The 15,144-nt window shown below is 72.8% G+C and carries 11 protein-coding genes and 4 tRNA genes; 5 read left to right on the top strand and 10 right to left on the bottom strand.

The window, feature by feature from the left end; translation table 11 throughout:
- Positions 1–35: 35 nt before the first annotated feature.
- From ATJ97_RS01975 to ATJ97_RS01935, 9 genes are all read right to left on the bottom strand, one after another.
- Positions 36–647: a hypothetical protein gene (locus ATJ97_RS01975; RefSeq protein ID WP_098482306.1), complete on the bottom strand. Its 612-nt coding sequence runs from the start codon at positions 645–647 to the stop codon at positions 36–38.
- Positions 638–1,828, bottom strand: coding sequence for a glycosyltransferase family 4 protein (locus ATJ97_RS01970; protein WP_098482305.1), 1,191 nt, complete (start codon positions 1,826–1,828; stop codon positions 638–640). The genes ATJ97_RS01975 and ATJ97_RS01970 overlap by 10 nt, the downstream gene beginning before the upstream one ends.
- The gene (locus tag ATJ97_RS01965; RefSeq protein WP_098482304.1) at positions 1,828–2,808 is read right to left on the bottom strand and encodes a phosphatidylinositol mannoside acyltransferase; all 981 of its coding nucleotides are present in this window, start codon (positions 2,806–2,808) and stop codon (positions 1,828–1,830) included. Before ATJ97_RS01965 ends, ATJ97_RS01970 begins: the two co-directional genes overlap by 1 nt.
- Positions 2,805–3,455: a phosphatidylinositol phosphate synthase gene (gene pgsA / locus ATJ97_RS01960; RefSeq protein ID WP_098482303.1), complete on the bottom strand. Its 651-nt coding sequence runs from the start codon at positions 3,453–3,455 to the stop codon at positions 2,805–2,807. Before pgsA ends, ATJ97_RS01965 begins: the two co-directional genes overlap by 4 nt.
- A complete protein-coding gene (locus ATJ97_RS01955) occupies positions 3,455–4,039 on the bottom strand; it encodes an HIT family protein (protein ID WP_245862000.1) in 585 nt (194 codons plus the stop codon). Before ATJ97_RS01955 ends, pgsA begins: the two co-directional genes overlap by 1 nt.
- Positions 4,036–6,060 (bottom strand): threonine--tRNA ligase, encoded by a 2,025-nt coding sequence (gene thrS / locus ATJ97_RS01950; RefSeq protein WP_245861998.1) that lies wholly within the window; start codon positions 6,058–6,060, stop codon positions 4,036–4,038. The genes ATJ97_RS01955 and thrS overlap by 4 nt, the downstream gene beginning before the upstream one ends.
- Before the next feature lie 244 nt (positions 6,061–6,304).
- A tRNA-Val gene (locus ATJ97_RS01945) sits at positions 6,305–6,376 on the bottom strand.
- Positions 6,377–6,394: 18 nt separating this feature from the next.
- Positions 6,395–6,465, bottom strand: a tRNA-Cys gene (locus tag ATJ97_RS01940).
- Between the two features lie 33 nt (positions 6,466–6,498).
- Positions 6,499–6,571 (bottom strand) — tRNA-Gly (locus ATJ97_RS01935).
- A 117-nt stretch (positions 6,572–6,688) separates the two neighbouring features.
- Between ATJ97_RS01935 and ATJ97_RS01930 the strand changes: the two genes are divergently transcribed.
- Positions 6,689–7,534 carry an aminotransferase class IV gene (locus ATJ97_RS01930; RefSeq protein ID WP_098482302.1) on the top strand — a complete coding sequence of 282 codons (846 nt, stop codon included), beginning with the start codon at positions 6,689–6,691 and terminating at the stop codon, positions 7,532–7,534.
- Positions 7,535–7,712: 178 nt separating this feature from the next.
- A tRNA-Val gene (locus ATJ97_RS01925) sits at positions 7,713–7,784 on the top strand.
- Between the two features lie 121 nt (positions 7,785–7,905).
- Here ATJ97_RS01925 and ATJ97_RS01920 read toward each other — a convergent pair.
- Positions 7,906–8,526, bottom strand: a complete 621-nt coding sequence (locus tag ATJ97_RS01920; RefSeq protein ID WP_098482301.1) for a YgjV family protein — start codon at positions 8,524–8,526, stop codon at positions 7,906–7,908.
- Between the two features lie 195 nt (positions 8,527–8,721).
- On the opposite strand from ATJ97_RS01920, the gene glgX reads away from it, so the two are divergent.
- From glgX to treZ, 3 genes are read left to right on the top strand one after another with little or no spacing between them, the layout of a single operon-like run.
- Positions 8,722–10,842, top strand: coding sequence for a glycogen debranching protein GlgX (glgX, locus tag ATJ97_RS01915; RefSeq protein WP_098482300.1), 2,121 nt, complete (start codon positions 8,722–8,724; stop codon positions 10,840–10,842).
- Positions 10,839–13,355 (top strand): malto-oligosyltrehalose synthase, encoded by a 2,517-nt coding sequence (gene treY, locus ATJ97_RS01910; RefSeq protein WP_098482299.1) that lies wholly within the window; start codon positions 10,839–10,841, stop codon positions 13,353–13,355. Before glgX ends, treY begins: the two co-directional genes overlap by 4 nt.
- Positions 13,352–15,130: a malto-oligosyltrehalose trehalohydrolase gene (treZ, locus tag ATJ97_RS01905; RefSeq protein WP_098482298.1), complete on the top strand. Its 1,779-nt coding sequence runs from the start codon at positions 13,352–13,354 to the stop codon at positions 15,128–15,130. Before treY ends, treZ begins: the two co-directional genes overlap by 4 nt.
- Positions 15,131–15,144 lie beyond the last annotated feature (14 nt).

The raw sequence follows: 15,144 nt of genomic DNA, 5'->3' as shown, positions 1-15,144 counted from the left end.
CCAAGACTAGGGCCGGTGCGCCGCACCGTCGTGGCTCAGTCCGCGGGGAGGGCGTCGTCCATGTCGAACGGCTCGGGCAGCGGCGCGCGGCCGGCGAGGTGGAACGCCCGCACCAGCGAGTTGGCGCGGAGCCGGCGCACCTGCTCCACGTGCGAGTTGTGGAAGCGCCGGGCCAGCTGCAGCCGGTACCAGGCCTGGTGCAGCTGCGTCATGACGCCGGCGGCGCGCGGGTCTGCCGCGAGCTCGTCGCGCTCCTCGCGGGGCCCGAGCACGGTGCGCAGGGTCCGGCTCAGCTCGCTCTCCAGGAGCCCGCGGTCCGCGGCGCCGGCGGCGCCGTTGTCGACACCGGCCAGCGGCCCGGTCTCCGGGCTGCCCTCGAGGCCGTCACGCACGAGCTCACCGGCCGCGGCGTCGCAGGCCCGCAGGGCGACGTCGGCCACGACCATCGCCTCGGCCGGGTCGAGCGCGCCGCACGCCGCGAGCTCTGTCGCCGCGGTGGCGCGGCGCGCCAGCTGGGCCTCGAGGGTGGCACGGGAGCGCAGCACCGTGCGGTGCAGCCGGTCGACCCGCACCGCCTGCCGCCACAGCACCACCAGCACCACGGCGAGGGCGGCGACCACGACCAGCGTCCACTCCGTCAGGCCCATGTGCGCTCCGTGGCGGCCGCCCGCAGCCGGCCGAACATCGTGCGCGAGCGCGGGTCCTCCCGGACCCGGGCGTGGGCCGTGGACAGCACCATGTCGTAGACGGCTAGCACCTGGCTGGTGACCGTGGACCAGTCGTAGCGGCGCACGGCGGTGGCGGCCCGCTCACGCACCGGCGCGGTCTCGGCCCGGTGGGACAGGACGTCGACCAGCGTGCGGGCGAGGCTGGAGGAGTCGCCGCGCCGGAACAGCCGCCCGACGGCGCCGTCCTCGAGCACCGCCTGGAAGGCGGGGATGTCGGCCGCGACGGTCAGGGCCCCGCCGCTCATCGCCTCCACCAGCACGATGCCGAAGCTCTCGCCGCCGGTCTGCGGGGCGACGTAGACGTCGACGGACGCGAACAGGCTCGCCTTCTCCTCGTCGCTGACGCCGCCGAGGAACTCGACCGCGTCCCCGAAGGGAGCCAGCTGGGCCCGTTCCGCGGCGGCCTCGCCGCGCCCGGCGACGAGGAAGCGGGCGCCCGGCACCTGGTCGAGGACCGGTCCGACGGCGTCGGCCAGGATGGGCAGCCCCTTCCGCGGCTCGTCGAGGCGTCCGAGGAACGCCACGGTGGGACGCTCGTCCGCGCCGACCCACCGGGGGTCGCGCGGCGCGCGGGCAAACCGGTCGACGTAGACCCCGTTGGGGACGATGACCGCGTCGCCGCCGAGGTGCTGGACCAGCGTGCGGCGGGCCTCGGCGGAGACGGCGATGCGCCCGGTGATCTTCTCCAGCATGGGCACGACGACCGGTGAGATGGCCTGCAGGCCGCGGGAGCGCTCCATCGAGGTGTGGAACGTCCCGACCACGGGCCCGTCCGCCGCCCACAGCGCCAGCATGCTCAGCGAGGGGAGGAACGGCTCGTGGATGTGGAGGAGGTCGAAGTCTCCCTCGCTGACCCAGCGCCGCACCCGCGCCCCGACGACGGGGCCGAAGTTCAGGCGGGCCACCGACCCGTTGTACGGGATCGCCACCGTCCTGCCGGAGGGCACCACGTAGTCGGGCACCGGGGTGGAGTCGTCGGCGGGGGCGAGCACGCTCACCTCGTGCCCGAGGCGGATGAGCTCCTCGGCAAGGTCACGGACGTGGAACTGCACCCCTCCGGGCGCGTCGAAGGAGTACGGGCAGACGATGCCGATGCGCATCAGCTCTCCTCCCCCGCCCGGCCCGCCGGGCCGGCCGTGGCCGCGGCGCGGGCCAGCCGGGCCGGGTCGAGGTCGGCGAGGAACACGCGCTGCAGCATGTGCCAGTCGGCGGGGTGCTCCCGGACCCGCGCGGCGAGTGCGTCGACCCAGCGTTGCGTGAGCGTCGCGACGTCGGGGGCTGCGCCGTCGTCCCCCGGCAGGTCGACCCGGGGGAGGAACTCGATGACGATCCCCCACCGGGACCCGGCGGCGCGGCGGCGGGGGCCGCTGATGCGCTCGTGGCGGATCATCGTCGGGTGCAGCGGCAGCCCGGTGGCCAGGGCGAGCGCCGCCGGACCGGGTGCGACGCGGGCGCGGTGACCGAACAGGTCGACCTCGACTCCGGTGGCGGTGAGGTCCCTGTCGGCCAGGAGCGGGATCATGCTGGCGGAGGTCCGCGCGTGGCGGATGAGCTGACGGAAGACGCCGCCGTTCTTCTCGAACGGGATGATCGTCATGCCCAGGCCGGTGCGGAAGTCGAGGAAGCCCTGGAAGATCTCCTCCGGCTCGAGGTGCTCGGCGACCGTGACCACGGGGGCGAGATTCTTCGCCCCCCAGGCGCCGGCGAGGTCCCAGTTGCCGAGGTGGCCGAGGGCACACACCACGGAGCGGCCGCCGGCGAGGGTCTCGCGGACCGCCGCGTCGCCGACCACGCGGACGCGGGCCCGGACCTGGTCCTCGGTAAGACGCGGCAGCTGGAAGACCTCGCAGTAGTACCGCAGGTAGGCGCGCAGCCCGTCGCGGGAGAGGCGCCGGAGCCCACGCCGGCCGAGGTGGGGACGGACCCTCTGGAGGTTCCGCTCGAGCTGGGTCGTGCCGCCGAGCCGGAGCGCCCACGCGACGTCGGCGGCGGCGGTGAACAGGGCGCGGGCGGCCGGCTCGGGCAGGTGCTCGACGCCGGCCTTCGCCAGGGAGAAGACCTTGACGACGTCGAGCCTCACCGAGCCTCCTCCGTGCCCGTCCCGGCGCGGCGGGGGCCGCCGGACTGGACGTAGACGGCCCGCATGCGCTGCAGGACGGTCCAGGCGCTCGCCAGTGCGAGCAGCCCGAGCGCGACGGTGAGCACGGGGGCGGGGAGCCCGAGGCCGACCAGGAGGACGGCCGCGAGCACGACGACGACCCGGTCGGCCCGCTCGGCCAGGCCCACGTTCGCGGTCATGCCGAGCGACTCCGCCCGGGCCTTGGCGTAGGGGACCACCGCTCCGAGCACGAGGCAGACGAGGGCGAGGCCGGCCGTGAGGTTCCCCAGGGTGCCGTCGAGGTGGCGCAGCGCCCAGACGGCGACGCCGGAGAAGATCGCGGCGTCGGCGAACCGGTCCATCGTGGAGTCGAGGAACGCGCCCCACCGCGACTCGGTGCCGGTCAGGCGCGCCATCTGCCCGTCGAGGTTGTCCGCGACGACGAGCGCGCCGAGGACGAGGGCGCCGACGGTGAGATGGCCCATGGGCAGGAGCGTCAGGGCCGCCACCGAGGTGAGCACCGTGCCGGTGACCGTGACGACGTCGGGGCTGACGCCGAGACGCACGAGCAGGCGTGCCGCGGGGCCGAAGACGGCGCGCGCGAACCCGCGCGCGTTGGTGCTGAGCACTAGATCCCCTCCGGCGCGGCGGCTGACGCCCACTCCGCGGCGAGGAGGTCGCGCGTCTCGCCGAGCACCTGCGGCAGGGCCTTCGTGCTGGCGACCACGGGCAGGAAGTTGGTGTCGCCGCCCCAGCGGGGCACCACGTGCTGGTGGAGGTGGGCGGCGATGCCGGCGCCCGCGACAGACCCCTGGTTCATGCCGAGGTTGAACCCGTGCGGGGCCGAGACCGCCCGCAGCACCCGCATCGCGGCGGCGCTCAGCGCGCCGATCTCGTCGCGCTCGTCGTCGGTGAGGTCGGTGAGGTCGGCGACGTGCCGGTAGGGGCAGACCAGGAGGTGACCGGGGTTGTACGGGTAGAGGTTGAGGACCACGTACGCGGTCTCCCCGCGGTGGACCACCAGCCCGTCCTCGTCGGTGCGCGCGGGGGTGCGGCAGAAGGGGCAGGCGCCCTCGCCGTCGTCCTCCGGCTTGTCCTGGCCGCCGACGTAGACCATGCGGTGCGGCGTCCACAGGCGCCCGAAGGCGTCGGGCACGCCGGGGTGGCCGCCGGCCGCCTCAGCGGCCCGCGGGTCCAGGTGGTCCCCCGTCACACCTGCTCCCGGGCGGCGATCTTCCCGACGATCTCCTCGATCGCCTCGGCGACGGGCACCTGGTTGCGCTGCGAGCCGTCGCGGTAGCGGAACGAGACGGCGCCCGCCTCGACGTCCTCGCCGCCGGCGATGAGCACGAACGGCGCCTTCTCCTTGGCGGCGTTGCGGATCTTCTTGCCGAACCGGTCGTCGGAGTCGTCCAGCTGGACGCGGACCCCGCGGGCGCGGAGCTGGTCGAGAACGTCCCGCAGGTAGTCGTCGAAGACGTCGGCGACCGGCACGCCGATCACCTGAACCGGGGAGAGCCAGGCCGGGAAGGCACCGGCGTAGTGCTCGAGGAGCACACCGAAGAACCGCTCGATGGAGCCGAACAGGGCGCGGTGGATCATCACCGGGCGCTGCCGGGACCCGTCGGGGGCGGTGTACTCGAGCTCGAACAGCTCCGGCTCGAAGAAGTCGAGCTGGATGGTGGAGAGCTGCCAGGTGCGCCCGATGGCGTCCTTGGCCTGCACCGAGATCTTGGGCCCGTAGAAGGCGGCGCCGCCCGGGTCCGGCACGAGCTCGAGGCCGGAGGCGGTGGCCACCTCCTCCAGGGTGCGGGTGGCCTCCTCCCAGGTGGCCTCGTCGCCCACGGACTTCTCCGGGTCGCGGGTGGACAGCTCGAGGTAGAACTCCTCCAGCCCGTAGTCCTTGAGCAGGTCGAGGACGAAGGTCAGCAGGCTCGAGAGCTCGTCCTTCATCTGCTCGCGGGTGCAGTAGATGTGGGCGTCGTCCTGGGTGAAGCCGCGGGCGCGGGTCAGGCCGTGCACCACCCCGGACTTCTCGTACCGGTACACGTGCCCGAACTCGAAGAGCCGCAGCGGCAGCTCGCGGTAGGAACGCCCCCGGGAGTTGAAGACGAGGTTGTGCATCGGGCAGTTCATGGGCTTGAGGTAGTAGTCCTGGCCCTGCCGGGTGACGTTGCCCTCGGCGTCGCGCGCCTCGTCCAGGTGCATCGGGGGGTACATCCCGTCGGCGTACCACTCCAGGTGCCGGGAGGTCTCGAAGAGCTGCGCCTTGGTGATGTGCGGAGTGTTGACGAAGGAGTAGCCGGCCTCGACGTGGCGGCGGCGGGAGTACTCCTCCATCTCCATCCGGATCATGGCGCCCTTGGGGTGGAAGACCGGCAGGCCCGACCCGATCTCGTCGGGGAAGGAGAACAGGTCCAGCTCGGCGCCCAGGCGGCGGTGGTCACGCCGTTCCGCCTCGGCGAGGCGCTCGGTGTAGGCCTTGAGCTCGTCCTTGGTGGGCCAGGCGGTGCCGTAGACGCGCTGGAGCTGCGGGTTCTTCTCGCTGCCGCGCCAGTAGGCGGCGGCGCTGCGCATGAGCTGGAACCCGTTCCCGATGAGCTTCGTCGAGGGCAGGTGCGGGCCGCGGCACAGGTCCTTCCACGCCACCTCGCCCCCGCGCCGGACGTTGTCGTAGATCGTCAGCTCGCCGCCGCCCACCTCGACGGAGGCGCCCTCGGCCACCTCGCCCTCGGCGTCCCCGCCGGGGCCCTTCAGGCCGATGAGCTCGAGCTTGTACGGCTCCCCCGCGAGCTCGGCGCGCGCCTCCTCCTCGGTGACGACCCGACGGCGGAAGGTCTGCCCCTCCTTGACGATGCGGCCCATGACCTTCTCGAGGTTCTTCAGGTCCTCGGGGGTGAACGGGGTCTCGACTTCGAAGTCGTAGTAGAAGCCATTCTCGATGGGCGGCCCGATGCCGAGCTTCGCGTCCGGGTTGACCTGCTGCACCGCCTGGGCGAGCACGTGGGCCGCGGAGTGACGCAGGATCTGCAGCCCGGCGGGGCTGTCGATGGTGACGGGCTCGACCTTCGCGCCGACCGGCAGCTCGGCGAGGTCCACGGACAGGTCCTTCAGCTCCCCGTCCACGGCCAGCGCGACCACGTCGCGCCGGTCGGCGAAGAGCTCGGTCCCGGTCGTGCTCTCGGTGACCGTCTGCTCGACACCGTCGATGGTCAGGAAGTGGTCGATGGTCACCGGGAAAGCTCCTCGCAGGTGCGGACAGGACCTCACGATCGTACCGACGCACCACCCTCCTGCCGCGCACCACCACCGTGGGCACGGCGGCAGCACCTTGCGCCCCGATCCTGCGGAGCTGTGCGGGAGATCGTGCACACCTGGACGCGAGATCGCGCAGAGGCGGACCTGAGATCCTCGGTCCGGCCGAGAGACGGAAGAGGCCCCGGAGCCGGCTGGTGAGCCGGCCCGGGGCCTCGTTCGGTGGGCGATACTGGGATCGAACCAGTGACCTCTTCCGTGTCAGGGAAGCGCGCTACCGCTGCGCCAATCGCCCAGGTCGTGCACCGCAGAGAGGTGGCGACGGGATTCGAACCCGTGTATACGGCTTTGCAGGCCGCTGCCTCGCCTCTCGGCCACGCCACCCTGAGGGATGCCCACCGGGTGGTGGTGCCTCCGAGCGGATGACGGGACTCGAACCCGCGACCCTCACCTTGGCAAGGTGATGCTCTACCAACTGAGCCACATCCGCGTGTGCCATCCGGCTCGTTTCCGATCCGGTGGAACGTCCAGAACTTTAACCACCGTGCCGGGGAAAGTCCAAACCACGAGGTGGTGAAATCCTGGTGATCAGTGACACAGTGCCCCCATGACACCCGAGAACCGCGTGATCGTCTGGTTCGACGGCCGCCTGCGCGGACACGCCGAGCCGCTGGTGCTTGCCACCGACCACGGCCTGACGGTAGGCGACGGCGTCTTCGAGGCGTGCGAGCTCCTCGGCGGGCGCCCGTTCGCGCTCACCCGGCACCTGGAGAGACTGGAGCGCTCGGCGGCGGGGCTGGGGCTGCCGCTTCCCGACCGGGACCTGGTGCGCCGGGCGGTCACCGAGGTGGCCCAGGCCTGGGGAGACACGCTCGGACGGGTCCGGATCGTGTGGACGGCGGGGCCGGGCCCTCTCGGTTCCGACGCCGCCTGGGGCCCGGGCACGCTGCTCGTCGCCGCCTCCGCGGTCGGCGCCCCCCGCGCGGTCTCCGTGTCGGTGGTGCCGTTCACCCGCAACGAGCGCTCGGCGATCGCCGGCCTGAAGACGATCTCCTACGCCGAGAACGTGCGCGCCCTCGCGTGGGCGCACGAGCGGGGCGGGGACGAGGCGATCTTCGGCAACACCCGCGGGGAGCTGTGCGAGGGCACCGGCACGAACGTCTTCCTGGAGGTCGACGGCGCGCTGGTCACCCCGCCGCTGGAGTCCGGGTGTCTGGCGGGGGTCACTCGGGCCGTCGTCATCGAGTGGGCACGGGAGGCCGGCGTCGAGGTCCGGGAGGAGACGCTGCCGCTCGACGCCATCCACCGGGCGGAGCACGTGGCACTGACCTCCTCGACGCGCGGGGTGGTGCCCGTCGTCGCCGTCGACGGTCGTGAGCTGCGCCCGGGACCGGTGACCGAGCAGGTCTCGGAGATCTACACGCGGCGCCACCTCGAGACGCCCTACCCGTAGATGCCGGACCCGGAGGAGCCGGATCCGGAGGAGCCGGGCCCTGAGGAGCCGGGCCCTGAGGCGGTGTGGCCTTCCTCTCACCGCTCCGGGGGCCCGCCGGTTTCACGATCCGGCACCGCGTTCGCTAACATCACTTCTCGCACCCGAAGCGCCGGTCACGGCAGGCGCCGACGGACGCGGGCGATTGGCTCAGTGGTAGAGCGCCTCGTTCACACCGAGGAGGTCACTGGTTCGAACCCAGTATCGCCCACCGGCACAAGGCCGCCCCGGATCATCCGGGGCGGCCTTCGTCGTCCCCGGGCTCCTGAGCGCGCCCGACCCGGGTTCTCAGCGGGGCCGCACCGGGCGCTGAGCCTGCTCGTCCGCGGCTCTCAGCGCGCCCCGACCAGGTCCAGCTCGTAGGCACCGCCCACCTCGGTGAACCCGATCCGGTCGTAGTAGGGCTCGCGGACGCCGGGAGCGGTGCGCACGCGCCGGTACCCGTCCTCGACGAGGATGTCGCTGGAGTTGAAGACGAACTCGCCGGGCGTGAGGTCGCGGTACTTCTCGACCACGTGGTCCAGGTCGATCTGGGCGACGCCGTCCCCGGTGTCGTGGAGCAGCACGTAGCCCACCGTCTCCTCCCCCTTGACGATGAGGTAGGCGGCGCCGCCGGGGACGGGCCCGCGGAACCCTGGCGTGAACCTCTCGATGTCACCGCGGTGCCGCGCGAGGAGGTGGTGGAGGTACTCACCCTGGGGGTCCACCCGGAGCACCTCGTAGGCCTCCTCGGAGTGCCGGCGGCCGAGCAGCCGGTAGAGGTTGACGAGCTGGACCGCCGCGAGCACCACGTTCAGCCCCACGACCGGCCAGACGCCGAGCACGCTGTTGTAGACGATCTGCAGTAGGCAGCCGACCAGGTTGATGAACCGCAGCCGGAGGATGCGTTGCTGCATCATCGACCAGACCACGACGGCGGAGCCGACCCACCCCACGACCTCCAGCACCGGCATCTGCTTCCCCCACGCCTCGCACGTGCGGCACGAGCTGCCGCGCCGCCGGGATCCTCCCACGGCGCCCCCGCGAAGGTGCGGGACCATCTGCTCTCACCGGCACCTCGGCCGGCGGCGCGTGACCCATCTCACCCGCACCGTCCGAGAGATCCTCCCGGAGCGCCGTACGGCGGTCTGCGTGTCAAGGTATGCCTCATGCAGATCTGGCCCGGCCGCCCCTACCCCCTCGGAGCCACGTTCGACGGTTCCGGAACCAACTTCGCGCTCTACTCCAGCGTCGCCGAGCGCGTGGAGCTGTGCCTCCTGGACGACGACGGGACGGAGGAGCGCGTCGAGCTCACCGAGGTCGACGCCCACGTCTGGCACGGCTACCTGCCCTCGGTGCAGCCGGGGCAGCGGTACGGCTACCGCGTCCACGGCCCCTACGACCCGCCCGCCGGCCACCGGTGCGACCCGTCCAAGCTCCTGCTCGACCCGTACGCCAAGGCCATCGACGGGCAGATCGACGGCGACCGCTCCCTGTACTCGTACTCCTTCGACGACCCGGAGGAGCGCAACGAGGAGGACTCGGCCGCCCACACGATGACCTCCGTCGTCGTCAACCCGTACTTCGACTGGGGCTACGACCGGCCGCCGAACCGCGAGTACCACGAGAGCGTCATCTACGAGGCGCACGTCAAGGGCATGACGAAGCTCCACCCGGAGGTGCCCGAGGAGCTGCGCGGCACCTACTCGGGCATGTCCCACCCGGCGGTGATCCAGCACCTCGTCGAGCTCGGCGTCACCGCCGTCGAGCTCATGCCGGTGCACCAGTTCGTCAACGACCCGCACCTGCAGGAGAAGGGCCTGAGCAACTACTGGGGCTACAACTCCATCGGGTTCTTCGCGCCGCACAACGGCTACGCCGCCTTCGGCACCCGCGGCGAGCAGGTCCAGGAGTTCAAGACCCTGGTCAAGGCGCTGCACGAGGCGGGCATCGAGGTCATCCTCGACGTCGTCTACAACCACACCGCCGAGGGCAACCACCTGGGGCCGACCCTGTCCTTCCGCGGCATCGACAACGCCTCGTACTACCGCCTGGTGGACGGCGACGAGGCGCACTACTTCGACACCACCGGCACGGGCAACTCCCTGCTGATGCGCTCCCCGCACACGCTGCAGATGATCATGGACTCGCTGCGCTACTGGATCGAGGAGATGCACGTCGACGGCTTCCGCTTCGACCTCGCCTCGACCCTGGCCCGCGAGCTGCACGAGGTCGACCGGCTCTCGGCGTTCTTCGACATCATCCAGCAGGACCCGGTCATCTCCCAGGTCAAGCTCATCGCCGAGCCGTGGGACGTCGGCGAGGGCGGCTACCAGGTGGGCGGGTTCCCGCCCCTGTGGTCGGAATGGAACGGCAAGTACCGCGACACGGTCCGCGACTTCTGGCGCGGCGAGCCGTCGACCCTGGGCGAGTTCGCCAGCCGGCTCACCGGCTCGGCGGACCTGTACGAGCACAGCGGCCGCCTGCCGGTCTCCTCGATCAACTTCGTCACCGCGCACGACGGCTTCACGCTGCGCGACCTCGTCTCCTACAACGAGAAGCACAACGACGCCAACGGCGAGGGCGGGGCCGACGGCGAGTCGCACAACCGGTCCTGGAACTGCGGCGTCGAGGGCCCCACGGACGACCCGGAGATCAACGCCCTGCGCGCCCGGCAGCAGCGCAACTTCCTCGCCACGCTCCTGCTCAGCCAGGGCGTGCCGATGATCCTGCACGGGGACGAGCTCAGCCGCACCAAGGACGGGAACAACAACACCTACTGCCAGGACAACGAGCTCTCGTGGCTGGGCTGGGACCTGGACGAGGACGCCCAGGCCCAGCTCGAGTTCACGCGCCGGCTCATCGCGCTGCGCTCCGAGCAGCCGGTGTTCCGGCGTCGGCGCTTCTTCGCGGGTCTGCCGGAGCACGGCGGCGAGTCGGAGATCGGCGACATCGAGTGGTTCACCCCTGCCGCTGAGCACATGGCCGAGGAGGACTGGGGCACCTGGTTCGCGAAGTCGGTCATGGTCTTCCTCAACGGGCAGGCGATCCCGGAGCCCGACAGCCGCGGCGAGCGGGTGGTCGGGGACTCCTTCCTGATCCTGTTCAACGCCGCGGAGGAGCCGCTCGAGTTCTGCCTGCCGGGCGAGGAGTACGGGCCGAGCTGGGAGGTCGTCGTCGACACCGTCCACGAGAGCGCCCCCGAACGCACCGTCGAGCCCCGGACGAACCTGCAGGTCGAGGCGCGCAGCGTCGTCGTCCTGCGCGGGCCGAAGGAGGACCGCGAGTGACCGCCCCCGCCTCCCCGACCGGGGCGGCCGCCGCCCACCTGCCAGGACCGGACCGGCGCCTGCCCGTGAGCACCTACCGCCTCCAGCTCGGCCCGGACCTGTCGTTCGCGCAGGCGGAGAAGGCCCTGCCGTACCTGGACTCCCTCGGCGTCACGGACCTCTACCTCTCCCCCGTCCTGCAGGCCGCCCCCGGCTCGACGCACGGCTACGACGTCGTCGACCACAGCCGGATCAGTGCCGAGATGGGCGGCCGGGAGGGGCTGGAGTCCCTCGCGGCCGCCGCCCACGAGCGCGGCATGGGCGTCGTCGTCGACGTCGTCCCCAACCACATGGCCGTGCCGACCCCGGTGTGGCACAACCGCGCCCTCTGGTCGGTGCTCAAGCACGGCAGCTCCTCCCCCTACGCCACGTGGTTCGACGTCGACCTGGAGTCCGGCGACGGCCTCCTCATGCCCGTCCTCGGCAGCCGCATCGGCGCCGTCCTGGCCTCCGGGGAGCTCACCCTGGACCGGATGGTCGTGCCCAGCGAGCCCGACGAGGGCGAGCAGACCGTGCTGCGCTACTACGACCACGTCTTCCCGGTCCGGCCGGAGACGGAGCAGCTGCCGCTGGCCGACCTCGTCGAGCGCCAGCACTACCGCCTGGCGTACTGGCGGGTCGCCGACGAGGAGCTGAACTACCGGCGTTTCTTCGACGTCGGCACGCTCGCCGCGGTCCGGGTCGAGGACCCGGAGGTCTTCGACGCCACCCACGCGCTGCTCCTGGAGCTGTTCCACGACGGCGTCATCGACGCCTTCCGCATCGACCACCCGGACGGTCTGGCGGAGCCGCGCGGCTACCTGCGGCGGCTGCACGAGGCCACCGGCGGGGCATGGGTGGTCGCGGAGAAGATCCTCGAGGGCGAGGAGGAGCTCCCCGAGGACTGGCCCGTGGCCGGCACCACCGGCTACGACGCGGCCTGGCGCCTGCACGCCCTCCAGGTCGACCCGGGCGGCTCCGTGCCGCTCGCCGGCCTGATGCAGGAGCTGACCGGCGACCCCGCGAACCTGCCGGCGGTGGTCGAGGACGCCAAGCGGCAGATCGTCGCGACGTCCCTCTTCGCCGAGATCGACCGCCTCGCCCGGCTGCTGGCGGAGATCTGCCACGACGACATCCGCCTGCGTGACCACACGTACCGGGCCCTGCAGGAGTGCGTCGTCGAGCTGGTCGTGGCCTTCCCGCGCTACCGCGCCTACGTCGTGCCCGGCGAGGACGCCCCCGCCGCCGCGGAGCGCCTGCTGCACGACGCCGCCGACGTCGCCCGCGCCCACCTGGAGCCTGACCGGCACGACACTCTCGACGTCGTCGTCGGCCTGCTCCTGGGCAAGGAGGTCGGCAGCGCCGGCCGCACGCACGAGGAGCGGCGCACCGAGCTGATGGTGCGCTTCCCGCAGGTGTGCGGCGCCGTGATGGCCAAGGGCGTGGAGGACACCGCGTTCTACCGCTGGACCCACCTGGTGAGCCTGTGCGAGGTGGGCGGCGCACCCGAGCGGTTCGGCATCGACCCGGACGAGCTGCACGACTGGGCCGCCCGCACCCTGGCCGCCTGGCCCGCCACGATGACGGCCGGGAGCACGCACGACACGAAACGCGGCGAGGACGTCCGCGCGCGCATCGGGGTCCTCGCCGGCCACGCCGAGGCCTGGGCCGACCTCGTCCGTTCCCTGCGCACGGCGACGGCGGACCTGCGGCCCGCCGATCTCGACGGGCGCACCGAGAACCTGCTCTGGCAGACGCTGGCCGGCACCTGGACCGACGCCGGACCCATCCCGGTCGAACGGCTGCAGGGCTACCTCGTCAAGGCCGCCCGCGAGCAGAAGTCCTGGACCACCTGGACCGCCCCGGACGAGGCCCGCGAGGAGGCGATGAACCGCTACGCCGCGGCGCTGCTCGAGCACCCCGACGTCGTCGCGGCCTTCACGTCCTGGGTGGAGAGGACCAGTGCCGCCGTGCGCCGCGCCGTGCTCGGCACCAAGCTGCTCCAGCTCACCGTGCCGGGCGTGGCGGACGTCTACCAGGGTTCGGAGGTCACCCAGACCTCGCTGGTGGACCCGGACAACCGGCGCCCGGTCGACCTCGACGCCCTCGCGTCGGTCCTCGCCGAGCTCGACGGCGGACGCGCCCCCGCGGGCCTCGACGAGGAGAAGCTCCAGCTCACCGCCGCCGCGCTGCGGCTGCGCCGGACGCACCCGGGCGCCTTCGTCGGCGCCGAGGCGGGGTACGAGCCGCTCCCCACGACGACGGGTCACGCCGTCGCGCTCGCCCGGACCGACGCGACCGGCCCGCGCGTGGTCGCGGTGGCCACCCGGCTCGTCGCCGACACCGCACCGGCCCGCTCGCTGCCCGACCAGACCGTCGTGCTCCCGGACGGGACGTGGCGGGACGTGCTCACCGGCACCGAGCACGCGGCCGGCCCGTGCCGCCTGGGAGACCTGCTCGCCGCCCGTCCCGTCGCCCTCCTGGAGCGTGCATGACCACCACCACCGAGACCCTGCGCGTGTGGGCGCCCGTCGCGTCCGCCGTCGACCTCGTGCTGCCCGGTGCCGGCGACCCCGTCCCCATGCTGGCCGACGAGGGCGGCTGGTGGCGGTCGCCGTCGGCCCTCGCGCCGGGGACGGACTACGCGTTCTCGCTCGACGGCGGCCCGGCCCTCCCGGACCCGCGCAGCCCGTGGCAGCCGCAGGGCGTCCACGGACCGTCGCGCACCTTCGACCCCGACGCGCACCGGTGGTCCGACGGGTCGTGGACGGGCCGCTCCCTCCTCGGCGCGGTCGTCTACGAGCTCCACATCGGGACGTTCACCGCCGAGGGCACGCTCGACGCCGCCATCGACCGGCTCGACCACCTCGTGGCGCTCGGCGTCGACATGGTCGAGCTCATGCCGGTCGCCGCCTTCCCCGGCACCCACGGCTGGGGCTACGACGGCGTCGCCCTGTACGCGGTCCACGACCCCTACGGCGGGCCGGCAGCGCTGCAGCGCTTCGTCGACGCGGCGCACGCCCGCGGCATCGCGGTGTGCCTGGACGTGGTCTACAACCACCTCGGCCCGTCGGGGAACTACCTGGGGGCGTACGGGCCGTACTTCACCGAGCGGCACCACACCCCGTGGGGCGCGGCCGTCAACCTCGACGGCGACGACGCGGCCGAGGTGCGCGCGTTCGTCATCGACAACGCGCTGCGGTGGCTCCGCGACTTCCACGTCGACGCGTTGCGCCTCGACGCGGTGCACGCCCTCGTGGACGAGAGCGAGCGCCACGTCCTCGCCGAGCTCGCCGACGCCGTGGCGGACCTCGAGAGGCAGGTGGGGCGCCCGCTCTCCCTGGTGGCCGAGTCCGACCTCAACGACGCACGCATGGTCACCCCGACCGCCGAGGGCGGCCTGGGGATGACGGCGCAGTGGAACGACGACCTGCACCACGCGCTGCACGCCCTCGTCACCGGCGAGCGGCAGGGCTACTACGCCGACTTCGGCAGCCCGCAGACCCTGGCCAAGGCCCTGACCGACGTCTTCGTCCACGCCGGCGAGTACTCGAGTTTCCGGGGCAAGGTGTGGGGCGCCCCGGTGCCGCCCGACGTGGACGGCCGCCGCTTCGTGGTGTTCTCCCAGGACCACGACCAGGTGGGCAACCGGGCGCTCGGGGACCGGCCGAGCCGCACCCTCTCCCCCGGGCAGCTGGCGGTCAGCGCCGCCGTGGTGCTGCTCGGCCCGGGCACCCCCATGCTGTTCATGGGCGAGGAGTGGGGGGCGACCACCCCGTTCCAGTACTTCACCGACCACGCGGAGCCGGAGCTGGCGCGCGCCGTCCAGGAAGGGCGTGCGCGCGAGTTCGGCACGCACGGCTGGGCGGAGCTCTACGGCCGGGAGATCGAGGTCCCGGACCCGCAGTCCCCGGCCACCGTCGAGGCGTCCCGGCTGGACTGGGACGAGCCCGCCCGCCCGGGTCACGACCGGCTCCTCGCGTTCTACACCGACCTCGTGCGGCTGCGCCGCGACGAGCCGGACATCGCGTCCGGCGACCGTGGGGCCACCACGGTCCGCGTCGCCGACGACGGCAGCTGGCTGGTCGTGCGGCGGGGCGCGATCGACGTCGTGCTCGTGCTCGCCGACGGCGCCACGGCGGTGCCGGTGCCCGTGGGCGAGGCCGGCCCGCCGGAGGTCCTGCTGGCGTGGGGCGAGACCGCGCCCGTGCATGACGGCACCAGCGTCACCGTCGAGGGCCCCGGGGTGGCGGTCCTGCGGAACGCCTGACAGCGCGGACCCGG

It is taken from the genome of Georgenia soli (genome assembly GCF_002563695.1).
GTDB lineage: Bacteria > Actinomycetota > Actinomycetes > Actinomycetales > Actinomycetaceae > Georgenia > Georgenia soli.
This window is presented reverse-complemented; position numbering and strand designations above follow the sequence as displayed.

Bases quoted from the DNA above. Each gene is read 5' to 3' on its own strand.
- glgX (WP_098482300.1), top strand. From the start codon at position 8,722: ATGCAGATCTGGCCCGGCCGCCCCTACCCCCTCGGAGCCACGTTCGAC.
- ATJ97_RS01930 (WP_098482302.1), top strand. From the start codon at position 6,689: ATGACACCCGAGAACCGCGTGATCGTCTGGTTCGACGGCCGCCTGCGC.
- treZ (WP_098482298.1), top strand. From the start codon at position 13,352: ATGACCACCACCACCGAGACCCTGCGCGTGTGGGCGCCCGTCGCGTCC.
- ATJ97_RS01975 (WP_098482306.1), bottom strand. From the start codon at position 647: ATGGGCCTGACGGAGTGGACGCTGGTCGTGGTCGCCGCCCTCGCCGTG.
- ATJ97_RS01920 (WP_098482301.1), bottom strand. From the start codon at position 8,526: ATGCCGGTGCTGGAGGTCGTGGGGTGGGTCGGCTCCGCCGTCGTGGTC.
- ATJ97_RS01970 (WP_098482305.1), bottom strand. From the start codon at position 1,828: ATGCGCATCGGCATCGTCTGCCCGTACTCCTTCGACGCGCCCGGAGGG.